The 16,463-nt window shown below is 74.1% G+C and carries 14 protein-coding genes; 7 read left to right on the top strand and 7 right to left on the bottom strand.

The annotated features are described in order from the left end of the window. Positions 1-117 precede the first annotated feature (117 nt). Both ACWCSV_RS25160 and ACWCSV_RS25155 read left to right on the top strand, forming a co-directional pair. Positions 118-1,398 carry an aminotransferase class I/II-fold pyridoxal phosphate-dependent enzyme gene (locus ACWCSV_RS25160; RefSeq protein ID WP_451145792.1) on the top strand — a complete coding sequence of 427 codons (1,281 nt, stop codon included), beginning with the start codon at positions 118-120 and terminating at the stop codon, positions 1,396-1,398. A 13-nt stretch (positions 1,399-1,411) separates the two neighbouring features. Further along, entirely contained in the window at positions 1,412-2,467 is a 1,056-nt protein-coding gene (locus ACWCSV_RS25155) for an MBL fold metallo-hydrolase (RefSeq protein ID WP_451145790.1), read from the top strand. Between the two features lie 17 nt (positions 2,468-2,484). On the opposite strand, the gene ACWCSV_RS25150 is transcribed toward ACWCSV_RS25155, so the two are convergent. Continuing rightward, positions 2,485-3,567 (bottom strand): dipeptidase, encoded by a 1,083-nt coding sequence (locus tag ACWCSV_RS25150; protein ID WP_451145788.1) that lies wholly within the window; start codon positions 3,565-3,567, stop codon positions 2,485-2,487. After that, on the bottom strand, positions 3,564-4,910 hold the full coding sequence (locus ACWCSV_RS25145; protein ID WP_451145786.1) for an amidohydrolase family protein: 1,347 nt from the start codon (positions 4,908-4,910) through the stop codon (positions 3,564-3,566). Before ACWCSV_RS25145 ends, ACWCSV_RS25150 begins: the two co-directional genes overlap by 4 nt. 168 nt (positions 4,911-5,078) lie before the next feature. On the opposite strand from ACWCSV_RS25145, the gene ACWCSV_RS25140 reads away from it, so the two are divergent. After that, positions 5,079-5,870, top strand: a complete 792-nt coding sequence (locus tag ACWCSV_RS25140; RefSeq protein WP_451145784.1) for an IclR family transcriptional regulator — start codon at positions 5,079-5,081, stop codon at positions 5,868-5,870. After that, positions 5,867-6,814 carry an ornithine cyclodeaminase family protein gene (locus ACWCSV_RS25135; RefSeq protein WP_451145782.1) on the top strand — a complete coding sequence of 316 codons (948 nt, stop codon included), beginning with the start codon at positions 5,867-5,869 and terminating at the stop codon, positions 6,812-6,814. The genes ACWCSV_RS25140 and ACWCSV_RS25135 overlap by 4 nt, the downstream gene beginning before the upstream one ends. A 65-nt stretch (positions 6,815-6,879) precedes the next feature. Here the strand turns inward: ACWCSV_RS25135 and ACWCSV_RS25130 are convergent, their stop codons facing one another. Together ACWCSV_RS25130 and ACWCSV_RS25125 are read right to left on the bottom strand one after the other, a co-directional pair. Beyond that, complete coding sequence (locus ACWCSV_RS25130; RefSeq protein WP_451145780.1) at positions 6,880-7,494, bottom strand: DedA family protein; 615 nt, start codon at positions 7,492-7,494, stop codon at positions 6,880-6,882. Positions 7,495-7,496: 2 nt separating this feature from the next. After that, positions 7,497-8,273, bottom strand: coding sequence for an MBL fold metallo-hydrolase (locus ACWCSV_RS25125; protein WP_451145778.1), 777 nt, complete (start codon positions 8,271-8,273; stop codon positions 7,497-7,499). Positions 8,274-8,543: 270 nt separating this feature from the next. Between ACWCSV_RS25125 and ACWCSV_RS25120 the strand changes: the two genes are divergently transcribed. Then, complete coding sequence (locus tag ACWCSV_RS25120; protein ID WP_451145776.1) at positions 8,544-10,784, top strand: phage holin family protein; 2,241 nt, start codon at positions 8,544-8,546, stop codon at positions 10,782-10,784. A 34-nt stretch (positions 10,785-10,818) separates the two neighbouring features. On the opposite strand, the gene ACWCSV_RS25115 is transcribed toward ACWCSV_RS25120, so the two are convergent. Further along, on the bottom strand, positions 10,819-11,871 hold the full coding sequence (locus ACWCSV_RS25115; RefSeq protein WP_451145774.1) for a LacI family DNA-binding transcriptional regulator: 1,053 nt from the start codon (positions 11,869-11,871) through the stop codon (positions 10,819-10,821). Positions 11,872-11,994: 123 nt separating this feature from the next. Between ACWCSV_RS25115 and ligA the strand changes: the two genes are divergently transcribed. Further along, positions 11,995-14,136 carry an NAD-dependent DNA ligase LigA gene (gene ligA, locus ACWCSV_RS25110; RefSeq protein WP_451145772.1) on the top strand — a complete coding sequence of 714 codons (2,142 nt, stop codon included), beginning with the start codon at positions 11,995-11,997 and terminating at the stop codon, positions 14,134-14,136. Positions 14,137-14,242: 106 nt separating this feature from the next. On the opposite strand, the gene ACWCSV_RS25105 is transcribed toward ligA, so the two are convergent. Continuing rightward, a complete protein-coding gene (locus tag ACWCSV_RS25105; RefSeq protein ID WP_451145770.1) occupies positions 14,243-14,794 on the bottom strand; it encodes a GNAT family N-acetyltransferase in 552 nt (183 codons plus the stop codon). Between the two features lie 243 nt (positions 14,795-15,037). On the opposite strand from ACWCSV_RS25105, the gene ACWCSV_RS25100 reads away from it, so the two are divergent. Further along, positions 15,038-15,343, top strand: coding sequence for a 4a-hydroxytetrahydrobiopterin dehydratase (locus tag ACWCSV_RS25100; protein ID WP_451145768.1), 306 nt, complete (start codon positions 15,038-15,040; stop codon positions 15,341-15,343). Positions 15,344-15,529: 186 nt separating this feature from the next. Here the strand turns inward: ACWCSV_RS25100 and ACWCSV_RS25095 are convergent, their stop codons facing one another. Then, positions 15,530-16,357 carry an aldo/keto reductase gene (locus ACWCSV_RS25095; RefSeq protein WP_451145766.1) on the bottom strand — a complete coding sequence of 276 codons (828 nt, stop codon included), beginning with the start codon at positions 16,355-16,357 and terminating at the stop codon, positions 15,530-15,532. Positions 16,358-16,463 lie beyond the last annotated feature (106 nt).

Below are 16,463 nucleotides of genomic sequence, written 5' to 3'. Positions count from 1 at the left end.
CCCGGGCCCGCCTTGTCCGGGTTGGTGCGCCGCGCGGGCACCCGGGCCGAAACGTCCGTATAAAGAGCCCGACAGACTCGGGGAACGGCACGGGGGCGGAGGCGGACGAGGAGGGCCATGCACCGGACCGAGTACGGCCCGCACGGCACACGGGACCCGCACGGCACACGGGACGCCCAGGACCCGCACGGCACACGGGAGGACCACGGCCCGGTCCGCTACGGCCCGCCCGTCCCCGACCCGGGGCTCCCCGCCCTCCCCGGACTCGTCGGCGTACTGGCCGCCGCCGCGGGGGACACACGGCCGGAACCCCCGGGTGGCGGAACGGTCCTGCGCGAGGCTGCCTGCGCCTACTGGGCCCGCAGGGGACTCGGCGGCAGCCCCTCGGACGTCGCCGCGGCCCCGGGCACCCAGGCGCTGCTGCTCGGGCTCATCGCCGCCCACGGCGGAGACGTCCTCATGCCCAGACCCTGCCCGGCGGCCTGGATTCCGCAGGCCAGACTGCTCGGCCGGCCCGCCTACCACGTACCGACGCCCGCCGAATGCGGCGGTGTGCCCGACCCGTACGCCCTGCTGGAGACCGTCCGCCGGGTGCGCGCCGAGGGCGGGCGCCCGCGTCTGCTCGTGCTCTCCGTGGCCGACGACCCCACCGCCACCGTCGCGCCGCCCGAACTCGTCCGCGAGGCGTGCGAGGCGGCCGTCGCCGAAGGCCTCCACATCATCAGCGACGAGACCTGGCGCGACACCCTGCACCGGCCGTACGACACCGTGCTGCTCAGCCCCGCCGAGATGTGCCCCGACGACGTCACCGTCCTCACCGACCTCTCGGGCGCCCTCACCCCCGCCGCCTGGCCCGTCGCGGTGGCACGGTTCCCCGCCACCCGCCGGGGGGCCGTGCACCGCGCCCGTACCCTCGACGTCCTCACCGCGCTGGGCGCCCTCGTCGCGACGCCGGTCGCCCGGGCCGCCGCGCACGCCCTGCGTGAGCCGGAGGCGGTCACCGGCCGGATCCGGCAGGCCGCACGGCTCCAGGCACAGACCGCCGCCGCCGCCCACCGTGCCCTGCTGGCCGCAGGGGCCCTGGCGAGGCCCCCGCAGGCGGGCCGGCACCTCTACGCCGACCTCGGGCCGCTGCGCACCCGGCTGGCCGAGCGCGGCGTCACGGACTCCATGGAGCTGGAGGAGTACCTCACCGAACGGCTCGGCGCCCCGGCTCCGGGCGGGCACCGGTTCGGCGACGAGCTGGGCGCGCTGCGGGCACGCCTGGGGACCGGCCATCTGGCGGGCGCGACGCCGGACCAGCGGACCGCCGCCCTCACCGCAGCGGCGCCGCTGGAATTGCCCCATGTCGCGAACGCGCTGAGCATGTTCGCAGCGGCCTTCGACGAACTCCGGTGACGGGAGACCCGCGATGACCGAACAGACCGGGCCCTTCCGTACCGACGCGGACCGGGAGCCCCAGGAGCACACCGGCGCGCGGACCGGGTGCCCGCCCGTCGGGGAGCGCGTCTGGCCGAAGAGCTTCGCCGACCGGCTCACCGCGCCACTGCCCGGCATCCGGGCCATGACCCGGCTGGTCCGCGAACGCTCCCTGCGGCCCGACGCGGCGGGGCTCCGGGGCGTCCACCTGCTGCCGTTCGACCCCGCCCCGCTGCCCGCGTCCGGTCAGGACGCCGTCACCTGGGCCGGGCACGCCAGCTGGATCGTCCGTATCGGCGGACTGACCGTCCTCACCGACCCCGTGTGGTCCCGGCGCATCCTCGGCACCCCGGCGCGGATCACCCCGGTGGGCGTGGCCTGGGAGGCGCTCCCGCCGGTCGACGCGGTCGTCGTCAGCCACAACCATTTCGACCACCTGGACGCACCCACGCTCCGCCGGCTCCCGCGCGACACGCCGGTGTTCGTGCCGGCCGGGCTCGCCCGGTGGTTCAGGCGGCGCAAGTTCACCCGGATCACCGAGCTCGACTGGTGGGAGACGGCCGAACTGCGGGGCGTGCGCTTCGCGTTCGTCCCCGCGCACCACTGGTCGCGGCGCACCCTCTTCGACACCTGCCGGTCGCTGTGGGGCGGCTGGGTCCTCACCGACACGAGGAACGCCCCGGGGGCGCCGGGACGGAAGATCTACTTCGCCGGGGACACCGGGTACGGCCACTGGTTCCGGGAGATCGGCCGCCACCACCCGGGCATCGATCTGGCGCTGCTGCCGATCGGCGCTTACGCGCCCCGGTGGTGGCTCGCCGACGTGCACACCGACCCCGAGGAGGCGGTGCGGGCGTACGAGGACCTCGGCGCCAAGGCGATGGCGCCGATGCACTGGGCGACCTTCCTGCTCTCCGCCGAACCCGTACTGGAACCGCTGGTGCGGCTGCGGGCCGCCTGGCACCGTGCGGGCCACCCGCAGGAGCGCCTCTGGGACCTGCCCGTCGGCGGCTCGCGCGGGTTCCACGAGCCGGCCCGAACCGCGTAGGCCCCTGTCTCCCGCCGTCAGCCCCAGACGCGCTCCGCGTAGGCGGCGAAGTTCCGGCCGAGGATCTTCTCGATGCGCCCGGAGCCGTAACCACGCTTCTCCAGCAGCCGGATCAGCTCGCGGAACTGCTCCACCCCGCGCAGGTCGACCACGAAGGGGTAGGTGTCGGCCCGTTCGCCCGCCGCGCCGACACCCGCAGCCTGCCGCTCGGCGACGTGTGCGGCGAGCGTGGCGGCGTAGGCGTCCAGGTCGTCGATGGCGGTGACCGGGCCGTCGGTGCCTATGCCGACGGCGTCCTCGCCGCAGACGTTCACCGCGTGCGCGATGTGCTCGACCACGTCGGCTGCCGTGGCGTGACCGGTGGGGTTGAGGAAGGGCATGAAGTAGATCCCGACGAAGCCCCCGCGCCCGGCGACCAGCCGCAGTTCCTCGTCGGTCTTGTTGCGCGGCAGGTCGGTGACCGCACGGCAGCCCGTGTGGTTGACCGAGACGGGGCGGGAGGAGATCCGGGCCGCCTCCAGGCAGGTGTTCTCGCCGCTGTGCGACAGGTCCACCATCATGCGGCTCTCGTTGACAGCCTCGATCACCTCGCGGCCGAACGGGGTCAGCCCCCGGTTCTCCGGCGCCATCGAGCCGTCGCCCAGGTGGTTCGCCTGGTTGTACGTCAACTGGAAGACACGGACGCCGCGTTCCTGGAAGGTCGCCACACGGCCGAGGTCGTCGCCGACCGCGACACCGTTCTGGAAGCCGTAGACGACTCCGATCCGGCCCTCGTCCTTCGCCCGGTAGAGGTCGGACGCGGTGCGGACGTGCAGCAGATCGTCCGGATGCGCGGCGATCAGGCCGTCCCACACGTCGAGTTCGTGCAGCGTGTGCTCGTACGGGGGCATGTCGCCCATCACGTAGCCGAGCGTGATGTTGACGGCGTTCATCCCGGAGGCGCGCGCCTCGGCGAGAGCCCGCCCGTCGACGGCCAGTTCGTCGATGGTCTGCAGGAGCTGGCCCGCGCCCTCGGCGGCCTCGGGGGCGTTGGGGTTCTGCAGTTCACCCAGGGCGTTGACGATCAGCATGTCGCTGACAGAGGTGGAGGAGGTGGTCATCGGGGGTTCGTTCCTTCCTGTGCCGTGGTCGTGGCGTTCTCCGGGGTGAACTCCGCCCGGTCGAGGCGCAGTCCACGCTTCACCACCGAGGTGACGGTGCGCAGATTGCGGATGTCGGCCAGCGGATCGTGTTTCAGTACGACGAAGTTGGCGAGCTTGCCCGCGGCGACCGTCCCCATGGAGTCCTCCGCGCCCATGCTGCGGGCCCCGACCAGGGTGGCCGAACGGATGGCCTGCGCGGCGGGGATGCCGCACCGCTCGACCAGGAAGACCAGCTCGTCGTGGACCGAGGGGAAGGGCTGCCCCGGCGCGGTCTCCCAGTCGGTGCCGGTGCTGATCTCCACCCCCGCCCGGTACGCCTGCGCCGTGAGGGCCGCCGAGAGCTCCGCGTTCTCCCTGGCCCGGGTCTTCTCCTCCGGGGTGTCCGCGTCGTCGGCGAGCCACTCCCAGAGCGTGTTCGTGGCGTCGAGCACGGTGCCCCGCTCCCGCATCCGCGCGAACAGACCGGCCATCTGCGGGTCGTCGCCGCCCAGGAAGCGGTCCCGGTCCACCGGGGGCTTGTCCTTGTACGTGGTCAGCGCCCGCTCGGCGAACTCGTGGACCAGCAGGTGGACATGGGAGACCGAATCCACCCCGGCCGTCACCACCTCGGCCGGTGAGGCGGGGAACACCGCCGCGTGCGCCCAGACGCCGAGCCCCTGCCGGTGCGCCTCGGCGGTGACGGCCGCGACCAGCGGAGCCGGGAGATCCGCGTAGATCTTGACGGCGGTGGCGTACGTGCCGGCGGCCCGCGCGACGGCCAACGGCAGGTCGGTCTCCTCGGTGACCGCCTGCATCCAGGGCACCTGACCGGGCACCGCGCCCTGCGAGACCTGCCAGGTGCGCGGGTCGTCGAAGAACCCGGGCCCGGCGGTGAGCGCCGCGTAGTGGATGTCCGGGCCGGGGATCTCACCGACCAGCGTGCCCCGTGCCAGGTCGGCGATGTGCCGCAGGTCGTCGGCCATGTCGCGGATCGCGGTCACGCCGCCGTAGACCTGGCGGCGCAACGCCGCCTCGGCGACGGGGCGGTTGGGCGGAGTGGCGATGTGCTGGTGCGAGTCGATCAGCCCCGGCACGACGAACGCGCCCTGCAGATCGACGACTTCGGCCTCCGCGAGCAGGGCGACGGCGATCTCGCCGTCCGGTGCGACCGTCCTGATGCGCTCCCCGTCCACCACGATCGACGTGGCGGGCCGCGCGGCACCGCCGGTGCCGTCGATCAGCGTGGCTCCCCGGTACAGCACCACGGTTCCCTCCGCCGGGGCGGCGAAGGGGGCGGGGGCGCCGACATCCTCGTGAGCCATCGGTTCACACCTCTCCGTCATCGCCGCATCCGCGGCCTGGTGAATTACATCTGTTGTCATGCTGGTTCCGTCTGTGGAAACGTACGCTACCGTCCTTACTCCCGTGCACGGCAAGGTTTCGTCGTGAACCCGGGAGCCGACCACCAGGTGAGGAGAGGGGGGCCGAGGATGCCCAAGTCCTCCAATTCGGCCGTCGACAAGGCGCTCGACCTCGTGGAAGCGGTCTCGCGCTCCGACCGTCCGCTCCGGCTGAGCGAGATCGCCGACGAGGTCGGGCTGCACCGGCCGACCGCCTACCGGGTCCTCGCCGACCTGGTCCGCCGCGGCTGGGTGCTGCGCTCCGGGGACCACTACCTGCCCGGCGCCGCCGCGCTGCGGTTCTCGCGCACCGCCGCCTCCCACTCCCTCGTGACGCTGGCCCGCCCGGTCCTGGAGGCGCTCGCCGCCCGTACCGGCATGATGGTCAACCTCCAGGTGCTGGAGCACGACCGCTCGCGGGTGCTCGACGCGGTCCGGCCCGCCCGGCTGGAGATGATCAGCCTGCTCACCGACCGGACGCTTCCCGTGCACCGGTTCGCCGGACCGCTGGCCCTGGTCGCCGCGCTGCCGCCCGGAGCGCGTGCCCCCTATCTGCGGCCCGCCGCGGAGGCCGGACATCCGATGCAGGGCTCCGAGGGACTCCTCAGCGACCTGGCCAGGGCGGAGCGGACCGGCTTCGCGGTCGAGCGGGGCCGCAACGAGGCCCTGGTCGCCTCCGTCGGACGCGCGGTGCTCGCGGGCCCCGGCAGGCCGCTCTGCGCGCTCACCGTGGTCGGACCCGACGCGGAGTTCGACGAACCGTCACTGAGCGCGCTGCGCACGGCGCTGCTGGACGCCACCGCCGCCCTGGCGGAGATCCTGGGCGTGGAAGCGGAGGCGGCGGAACCCGTGGAGCGGGCGGACGAAGGAGAGGACGCATGACCGACGAGGTGCTCGTACTGGACGCGGCGCAGACCCGGGCCGGGCTCGACCCGGACCGACTGGCGGAGGCGCTCACCCAGGCGCTCGTCGCGGTGGCCCGGGGGACGGTGTCCGCGCCGCCGAGGATCGCCGCCGAGGCCCCGGCGGGGCTCCTCGGCGTGATGCCCGCGCACGTCCCCGGCCTCGGGCTCGCGGCCAAGCTGGTCTCGGTCTTCGCCGATCCCACCGCCTCCGGCCGGAGCTCCCACCGGGGCGTCGTGGCCCTCTTCGACGAGACGGACGGCCGGCCGCTGGCGGTGATGGACGCGGAGAGCATCACCGCCGTACGCACCGCCGCCACCGCGACGCTCGCCCTGCGTACCCTCGCCCGGCCGGACGTGGACCGGATCGCCGTGCTGGGCACCGGCGTCCAGGCGGCCGCCCAGCTCGACCTGCTGGCCCGACAGGACCCGGACACCCCCGTCGTGGTCGGCGGCCGGGACCCGGAGCGCGCCCGGGCCCTCGCCGCCCGGCACCCGAGGGCCACGGCCGACACCGTCGAGGGTGCCGTACGCGGTTCCGGCGCGGTGCTCTGCTGCACCGGTGCGCGCGAACCCGTGCTCCGGCGCTCCTGGCTGGCCGAGGGGGCCCATGTCGGCTCGGTCGGTGGTTCCCACGGGCCGGAGCTGGACGCCCGGACCGTGGGGGAGGGCTCGCTCTTCGTCGAGTGGGCCGGGGCCGCCACCGCCCCGCTGCCCGCAGGCGCCCACGAACTCCAGGGCCTGCCGCCCGGCCGGGCCACCCTCCTCGGCGAGGTCCTCTCCGGCAGCCACCCGGGCCGCCGCACCGCCGCCGAGCTGACGGTCTTCAAGTCCACCGGGCACGCCGCCCTGGACGTGGCCGCGGCGGCCGTCGCGTACGCCGGGGCCCGGGAGGCCGGGAGAGGGACGAGCCTCGCGTTCTGACGGGGCGGCCGCGCTCGGGGGCCGCCCGCGCCGCCCCCGAGCCCCCGCGCCCCTCAGCGCACGAATCAGTGCCCGAACCGCGCCCGCAGCCCGCGCCACCCGGCCGGTACCCCGCTGATCAGCAGCGTCAGCGCCACCGCGGCCACCACGCCCTGCCAGGGTTCCGGGAAGAGCGAACCGCCCAGGATGCCGATCAGCTGGTACGTGGCCGCCCAGGCGAGACAGGCCGGAACGTCGCCCCGGGCGAACCGGTGCAACGGCATCTCGCCCAGCAGGCACGCCAGCATCACCGGTATCCGGCCCGCCGGTACCAGCCGCGACAGCACCAGCACCATCACCCCGTGCTCGTCCAGCTTCCGCTGCGCCTGCGCCAGCCGTTCCGGGGCGGCCCGGTCGGTGATGACCTTCAGCCACTTCGAGCCGTTCTTGGAGTGGACGCCGCGCTTGCCCAGCCAGTACAGGCAGATGTCACCGAGGAACGCCGCCGTGGCCGCCGTGAGGAAGACGAACAGCAGGGAGAACGGCGAGCTCTGGTGGAACGCCACCACACCCGCCGAACTCACCAGCGCCCCTGTCGGCACCACCGGTACCAGAGAGCCCAGTGCCACCAGCGTGAAGAGCGTCGGATACCCGACGGCCTGCTGGGTTCCCTCGGTCGGCAGGTGCGCCAGTTGGTCCATGATCACCGGTGGACCTCCGGACGGACCCGCTCGCCGTGCGCCGGCACATGGACCGCCACCTCGGGCGCCAGCAGCGCCGCCTGCCGTACGAACTCGGAACCGGGGGAGTGGAACTCGTGCGGGCGGACCCCGTCCATTCCGACCGGCCAGTACGTGCCCCAGTGCACCGGCACCGCCGACCGGGGAGCGAGCCGGGCCAGGGCCTCCGCCGCCCGGGCCGCGTTCAGGTGGCCGGGACCCAGATACGGTCCCCAGCCGCCCACCGGCAGCAGCGCCACATCGACCGGACCCACTTCCTTCGCCATCTCCTCGAACAGGCCGGTGTCCCCGGCGAAGTACGTACGCGCCTCGCCCTCCACCACGTAACCGAGCGCCGCGACCCGCTGCGGGCCGACCGGGAGGCGGCGGCCGTCGTGCTCGGCCGGCACCACGCGTACGGTCACCGGGCCGATCCGTACCGTGTCGCCGGACGCCACCTCGGTGACCCGCAGGTCGCGCATCCGCCGCACCACCCGCAGACCGGGCACCGCGCGGACCGCGCCGCCCGGCACGATCACCCGGGTACCGGGGGCGACCCGGGCCAGCGACGGCAGGTGCAGGTGGTCGGAGTGGAGGTGGGAGACGAGGACCACGTCGGCCAGCGCCGCCGACGGCGGCGGGACCGCTCCGCCCCGGCGGCGCAGATGCGCGAACCGGCGGACGAAGAGCGGGTCGGTCAGCACCCGCACCCCGGAGTCCTCGATGGTGCAGGTGGCATGACCCCACCAGGTGACCTCCACCGGCGTCCCGCCTCCTCTGTCCGTTCTCCGTGCTCCGCCCCGCTCCGCCGCACCGACGGTCGTCCGCGTGCGAGAAGCCCGTACGAGCCTATGCCCCCCGCATCGGGCATCGACCCGGGGTCTGCCTCCTCCCGCGGGGCGTACACCTGTGCCCGAGGACCGGACCGCCGATGACGGGGAAAGGCTGTGCGAAGCTGGGGGCGGGCCCCGGAGGTGTCCCGGGGCACGCCTTGGACCGACCGGCCCGGACGCAGGGAAGGCGGAGCGGGCGTGGGAGCCGGGCGATGGCGCAGGGCGGGAAGTGCCCTGCTGCGGGTGACGGCGGTGTGGGCGGTGTCCGCCCTGACGATGCTCGCCCTGGCGGGCGTCCTCCCCGATTTCCAGCTCCAGTCCGACAACGGCGACACCATCACCAAGACCGCGTTCACCGCCGCCTGGGGAGCGGGCGCCTTCGGCCTGCTCTCCGCCCTCGTCTGGCCCCTCGTGGTCCGGGCGCTGCTGGTGGTCCCCGCGTTCGTCCTCGGCGCGCTGGTGTTCTTCCTCAACGGCTCCCTGCTGATCGTCGCCCTCCGGCTGATCCCGGACGGGCGCGGCACGGCGAACCCGGAGACCGCCGTGGTCGTCGCGGCGGTGATGTCCGCGGTCGCCTCGGCCGTCTCCACCGCACTTGCGGTCCGGGACGACGACGCCTACCGGCGGAGGCTCTCCCGCCTCGCCGACCGGCGGCGCAAGCGCCTCCCCGGCGAGGAGGGGGACGGCCGGAGCGGACCGCCCGGCACGGTCTTCATCCAGCTCGACGGAGTCGGCCACGACGTCCTGACGAAGGCCGCCTCCGGGGGACTGATGCCCACGGTGGCCGGCTGGCTCGCCGACCCCGGCGGACACCGGATCACCCCCTGGCGCACCGACTGGTCCAGCCAGACCGGCGCCAGCCAGCTCGCCCTGCTGCACGGCACCAACCACGACGTTCCGGCCTTCCGGTGGTACGAGAAGGAGACCGGCACCGTGATGGTCTCCAGCCGCCCCGCCAGCGCCCTGGAACTACAGCGCCGGGCCCTCGCGCGCACCCATGACGGCGGCCTGCTCTCCTTCGACGGCGCCAGCCGGGGCAACCTCTTCAGCGGGGGAGCCGACCAGCTCGCCCTCGTCCTGTCGATGGCCGGACGGCGCGGCAAGGGCCGCAGGTCGCGCGCGGGCTACTTCGCCTACTTCTCCGACCCGGCCAACGCCGTCCGTACCGCCCTCTCCTTCGTCGCCGAGGTCGGCCGCGAGATCGGCCAGTCCACCCGGTCGAGGCTGCGCAAGGAGACCCCGCGCATCAAACGCGGCGGCCTCTACCCCTTCATACGGGCCTTCGCGACCGTCGTCGAACGCGATGTCGTGGTCGCCGCCGTCATCGGCGACATGTTCGCCGGACGGACCGCCGTCTACGCCGACCTCGTCGCCTACGACGAGGTGGCCCACCACTCGGGGCCGTACAGCCGCGACGCGGACAAGGTACTCGCCCGGCTCGACCGCTCCCTCGCCCTCATCACCAAGATCACCGATCACACCCCGCGCGCGTACCGGATCGTGCTCCTCTCCGACCACGGACAGAGCCTCGGAGAGACCTTCGCCGGACGGTACGGGCTGACGCTGAAGGACCTCGTACGGGCGGGCTGCGGCCTCCCGGTGCCCCGGCGCGCACAGCGCACCCTCAGCGCCTCCGAGGCCCGCGACGCGGTGCGCATCGCCCTCCACCGGCCGGTGCAGGAGACGGAGAGGGAGCCCGCCTCCACCGCGTCCGACCCGGTCGTCCTGGCCTCCGGCAACCTCGGCCTCATCTCCTTCCCGGGCATCGGGGGCCGCGCCTCCCGCGAGGAGCTCGACCGCCGCCACCCGGCCCTGCTCGGCACCCTGGCGAACCACCCGGGGATCGGCTTCCTGCTCGTCCGCAGCGAGCGGCACGGCTCGGTCGTCCTCGGAGCCGGCGGGGCCGAGGTACCGGTGGCACACCTGCGCGACGACGAGGGTCCCCTCACCGGCTTCGGCCCCGGCGCGGCGGACGCGATACGCCGTACCGACACGTTCCCGCACGTCGCCGACGTCATGGTGAACTCGATGTACGACCCCGCGACGGACCAGGTGCACGCCTTCGAGGAGCAGATCGGCTCGCACGGCGGACTCGGCGGCCCGCAGTCACGGCCGTTCCTGTTGTGGCCGCGCGGGATGACCGACCCGCTCGACGTACTCGCCGCCGAAGCGACGGCGTCCGGTGCGGCGGGCACGGGCGCCCCGGTCACGGTGCCGCACATCGGCCCGGTCGGCGCCGAGGCCGTCCACCGGGTACTCAGGCGCTGGCTGCGGGAGCCCTCGGGACCCCAGGTGCCGCTGCGCCCCGAAGGCGCCGCGGGCCTCCCGTACGCCGACCGGCCGCTGCCGGGCGCGCGGGGCGGGACGGACCCGCGGGCCGTGGACACCACGCTGCCGGACGACCCTCGCGCCGGGACGGTCCACGAGCCGCGCGGTTGACGGCGCCGCGGTCCCCGGGGCCGGCGCGCAGCGCTCAGGCCGACTCCCGGCCCACCAGCACCGGCGGGAACACCACGGACGGCGCGGGCGCCTCGGAGGTGCGTATCTGCCGCAGCAGCAGCCGGGCCATCTCGGCCGCCATCTCCTCCACCGGCTGCCGCACCGTGGTCAGCGGCGGATCGCAGGCCAGCGCCGCGCTGCTGTCGTCGAACCCCACCACCGCCACGTCGGACGGCACGTCGAGCCCGGCCCGCAGCAGGACCGGCAGCGCACCCAGCGCCATCAGGTCCGACGCGACGAACACCCCGTCCAGATCCGGACGGTCACCCAGCAGCCGCTTCATCGCCGACGCCCCGCCCGCGTGCGTGAAGTCGCCCTCGGCGCTCGGCACGTCCGTGATCCCGTGCGCCGCCAGGGCCTCCAGGAACCCGCTCAGCCGGGCCCGGCCCGCGGGGCGGTCCTGCGGACCCGCCACCGTCACCAGCCGCCGGCGCCCCAGCGCGACCAGATGGTCCGCCGCCAGCCCCGCCCCGGCGTGCTGATCGGCCTCCACGTGCGTGAGCGGCGTGGGCTGCGCCGGCGCGCTCGCCAGCACGGCGGGCAGCCGCGTGCCGTGCAGCAGTCCGGGCAACGGGTCGTCGGCGTGCGAGGAGATCAACACCACCCCGTCGACGTGCCCTTGCCGCAGGTACGAGAGCAACTGTCCCCGGGAGACCGCGTCGTCCGCCAGCATCAGCACCATCTGGATGCCCGCCGGGCGCAACACGTCCAGCAGACCGGTGACGACCCGGCCGAAGTGCGGGTCGGAGAACATCCGCCCGACGAACGGCTCGGCCACCGTGCGGCGTTCGCGCTCGGAGACCACCAGCGCGATCGAGTCGGTCCGCCGGGTCACCAGCGAGCGCGCCGCGCGGTTCGGTACGTACCCCGTGGCGGCGACCGCCTCCTCGACGACCTGGCGCAGCACCGGATCGACCGTGGTCGCGCCGTTGATCACCCGGGAGACGGTGGCCCGGGAAACACCGGCCACCGCGGCAACGTCCTCCAGGGTCGCGGGACGCACGGGAGGTGACACATCGGCAGTCATGCAGCATTTATACCGGGACCGGCCGGGGCCCGGCCCGCCCGCCGGCGACCGGAGGTGATCTTCGGGGGTGGAGGAGCCGGCCGCCACCGCTCGCGGGGGCCGCTGTCAGTGGTGGGCGGCAGGATGGTGGCCATGACGAACTCAGCCGTCGCGCTCGCCGACGCCACCGCCTACGCCGCCGCCGTCGAGGAGGCCACCCGCGCCGCAGCCGCGTACTACGCCACCGGGGACAGCGCGCTCGACGACGACGCGTACGACCGCCTGGCGCGCGCGATCGCCGCGTACGAAGCGGCGCACCCCGAGGACGTGCTGGCCGCCTCGCCCACCGGCAAGGTCGCGGGCGGCGCGGCGGTCGGAGACGTCCCCCACACCGCTCCGATGCTCTCGCTGGACAACGTCTTCTCCGGCGAGCAGTTCACCGGCTGGACCGTCTCCCTGGAGCGCCGCACAGGCAGACCCGTCGAGGCGTGGAGCGTCGAGCCCAAGCTCGACGGCCTCGCCGTAGCCGCCCGTTACCGCGCGGGCCGGCTGGAACAGCTCGTCACCCGCGGCGACGGCACCGCCGGCGAGGACGTCTCGCACGCCATCGGGACCGTCCTCGGACTGCCCGAGGAGCTCGCGGCACCGGTCACCATCGAGCTGCGCGGCGAAATACTCATGACCACCGAGCAGTTCGAGCAGGCCAACACGGTCCGCACCGCCCACGGCGCGTCCCCCTTCGTCAACCCGCGCAACGGCGCCGCGGGTACCCTGCGCGCCAAGGACCGGCCCTACCGCGTCGAGATGACCTTCTTCGCGTACGGCGCGCTCCCGCTCCCGGACTCCGGCGAGCTCGCGGAGCGACTCGCCGAACTGCCGCACAGCGAGGTCCTCGTGTACGTCGCCGGCCTCGGCGTGCACACGGCGGCGGACACCCCCGTCGCCCCGCGCACCCTCGGGACGGTCGAGGACGTGCTCGCCCGGGTCGAGGAGATCGCCGCGCTCCGGGCCTCGCTGGCCTTCGGCATCGACGGCATCGTCATCAAGGCGGACCACGCCGCCGACCAGCGCGCCGCCGGCAACGGCACGCGCGCGCCGCGCTGGGCCATCGCGTACAAACTCCCCGCCGTGGAGAAGGTCACCCGGCTGCTCTCCGTCGAGTGGAACGTCGGGCGCACCGGCATCATCGCCCCGCGCGCCGTGCTGGACCCCGTGGAGATCGACGGCTCCACCGTCGGCTTCGCGACCCTGCACAACCCCGCCGACATCACCCGCCGCGACCTGCGCCTCGGCGACATGGTGATGGTCCACAAGGCGGGAGACATCATCCCGCGCGTGGAGGCCCCCGCCGTCCACCTGCGGACGGGGGAGGAGAAGCCGATCGAATTCCCGGAGGTCTGCCCGCAGTGCGGCTCCGCGATCGACATGAGCGAGCAGCGCTGGCGGTGCGTCCGGGGCCGCGACTGCCGCCTGGTCGCCTCCCTCTCGTACGCCGCCGGACGGGACCAGCTCGACATCGAGGGCCTGGGCGCCACCCGGGTCGTCCAGCTCGTCGAAGCGGGGCTCGTCCAGGACCTCGCCGGGCTCTTCACCCTGGAACGCGAGCAGTTGCTCGGCCTGGAGCGCATGGGCGAGACCTCCACGGACAACCTCCTCGCGGCCATCGACACCGCACGGTCCCGACCGCTCTCCCGGGTCTTCTGCGCCCTCGGTATACGTGGCACCGGCCGCTCCATGTCCCGCCGCATCGCCCGGTACTTCGCCACGATGGACCGGATCACCGCCGCCGACGCCGAGACCCTCCAGCGGGTGGACGGCATCGGTACGGAGAAGGCGTCGGCCGTCGTCGCCGAACTGGTGGAACTGGCCCCGCTGATCGAGAAGCTGGTGAGGGCGGGCGTCAACATGACGGAGCCGGGCGCCACCCCGCCGCCGGAGCCCGGCACGGAGGACCCGGCCGCCACCGGCGGGGACGGCCGCCCGGACGGCGACGGCGCGTCGCGACTGCCCCTGGCCGGGATGACCGTCGTGGTCACCGGGGCGATGACCGGAGCGCTGGAGAGGCTCTCCCGCAACCAGATGAACGAACTCATCGAGCGCGCGGGCGGGAAGTCCTCGTCCAGCGTCTCCGGGCGCACCAGCCTCCTCGTCGCCGGGGAGAAGGCGGGCTCCAAGCGCACCAAGGCGGAAGGCCTCGGCGTACGGATCGCCACGCCGGAGGAGTTCGCCGGACTCGTCGCCACGCACCTGGAGACGGAGAAGGAGGCGGAGAAGGAGATGGCCTGAGGCAGCGGCGCGCAGGTTCGTGCGCGTGGCGGGCGGGGTGCTGTGCGGGGTACGGGGTGTGGGGCGCGGGTGTCGCGCGCGGTGGGCGGCTTCCCGGCACGGCGTCCTATCTCGCCGAGTCGCTCCACCGGACCTCGCCGTCCAGCACCGCATCGGTAGCCCGCAGCCCGAGCGCCCGCGCGATGCCCGCCGAGGCGGTGTGCCCAGGACGGATGTACGCGGCCAGCCCGTCCACTCCCCGTGCCCGCAGCCAGGACGCCATGGCGAGCGCTCCCTCGCGTCCGTAGCCCGCACCCTGGTGGTCGACGCCGACCACCCACGCGAGCGATGCCTCCCCGGCCTCCCCGGCCTCCCCGGTGGGCGGCCGACGGTACGTCGTGGCCTGGACCGTGCCGATCAGCACTCCGTCCGACGTCCTGCGCAGCATCCAGTTCAGCCACCCCTGCGTGCCGTCCGGCGACCGGCCCGCCGACTGGCGCGCGTACCGGGCTTCGAGCTGCGCGAGGGAGCTGGGTGAGCCACCGGTCCAGGTGTGGAGGCGGACGTCGTCGAAGACGGAGACCGCCTCACGCGCGTGTTCCGCGGTGAGGGGTTCCAGAATGAGGCGTGGTGCCGTCAGGGGAACCGCGGCGAGCAGGTGGGGCGGGTGCGGGGGCATCGGCGCACCCTAGCCGGGATCCGCGGCGCGGCCCAGCGCGTTTCCGGGGGCCGTGTCGGGCGCCTCTCCGGGGGCCGTCCGGCGGATCATGACCAGAGTCGGTGGCAGAGGCCCGGTACGGCGCCCGCCGTCCCGCCGTCCCGTCCCGCCGTCCCGTCCTGCCGTCCCGTCCCGCTGTCCCGTCCCGTCCCGCCGTGCCGGACCGCCGCGCCGCGGCCCGTACCGCCCGAAAAGGAGCCACGCATGCCCGCCGAACCTCTGACACCGACCGAGATCGAGGCAGGCCTGGGCGAACTGCCCGGATGGGAGCACGAAGGGGGCCGGCTGACGCGCGGCTACCGGCTTCCGTCGCACTTCGCCGCCGCCGCGTTCACCCTGCACGTCGCCCGGATCCAGGACGAACTGAACCACCACTCGGACCTGACGCTCGGCTACAACACCGTCTCCCTCGCCGTGCACACCCACGACGCGGGCGGTGCGGTCACCGCGAAGGACCTCGCCCTGGCCGCCCGGGTGGCGGCCGCGGCCCCGGCCCACGGGGCGGAGTAGCGGGCGTCGGGCGGCCCGGGACAGCCGGACAGCCGGACAGCCGGGCATCCGGGCATCCGGGCATCCGGGCTTCTCCGGGGCCCTGCCCTCGGTCGGAGGCGCGGACACGCCGACGGCGTCCCACCGCCGCAGCGGTGGGACGCCGTGGAGCCGGACGCGCGCGCCAGGAGAGCGCGTCCGGAGGGGTCAGTTGAGGTCGGCGGGGTTCGGGCCGAGGCGCTTGCCCTCGTCGAGCGCGGCGAAGGCGGCCAGGTCGTCCGCGTCCAGCTCGAAGCCGAACACGTCGATGTTCTCGGCGATCCGCGACGGCGTCACGGACTTCGGGATGACGACGTTGCCGAGCTGCAGGTGCCAGCGCAGCACCACCTGGGCCGGCGTGCGGCTGTGCTTCTGGGCGACCGCGACGACGGTCGGAACCTCCAGGAGGCCCCGGCCGGAGCCGAGCGGGGACCATGCCTCGGTGGCGATGCCGTGCTTGGCGTGGGCGGCACGGGACTCGGCCTGCTGGAGCTGCGGGTGCAGCTCGATCTGGTTGATCACCGGGACCACCGAGGTCTCGCCGATCAGCCGCTCCAGGTGCTCCGGCAGGAAGTTCGAGACGCCGATCGCCTTCGCGCGGCCGTCGGCGTAGATCTTCTCGAAGGCGCGGTACGTGTCGACGTAACGGTCCTTCTCGGGCGTCGGCCAGTGGATCAGGTACAGGTCGACATAGTCCAGGCCCAGCTTGTCCAGCGAGGCGTCGAAGGCCGCCAGCGTGGCGTCGTAGCCCTGGTCGGCGTTCCACAGCTTCGTGGTGACGAAGAGTTCGTCGCGGGCGACATCGGACGCGGCGATGGCCTTGCCCGTGCCCGACTCGTTCCCGTAGATCGCAGCGGTGTCGATGCTGCGGTATCCGGCTTCGATCGCGGTCGTGACCGCCTGCTCCGCCTCGTCGTCCGGCACCTGCCAGACACCGAAACCGAGCTGAGGCATGTCGACGCCGTTGTTGAGGCTGAGGGAGGGGACCTTGCTCACGAGCGGTCGATCCTTACGTCGGGGGTCATTACTCCCGAGAACAACGACCGGCGCGGCTGATCCATTCCCGGACCGCGCTCTGCGTTCCCGGCCGCCCCCGCGGCCC

The sequence above is a fragment of the Streptomyces sp. NPDC001770 genome (assembly GCF_053596135.1).
This window is presented reverse-complemented; position numbering and strand designations above follow the sequence as displayed.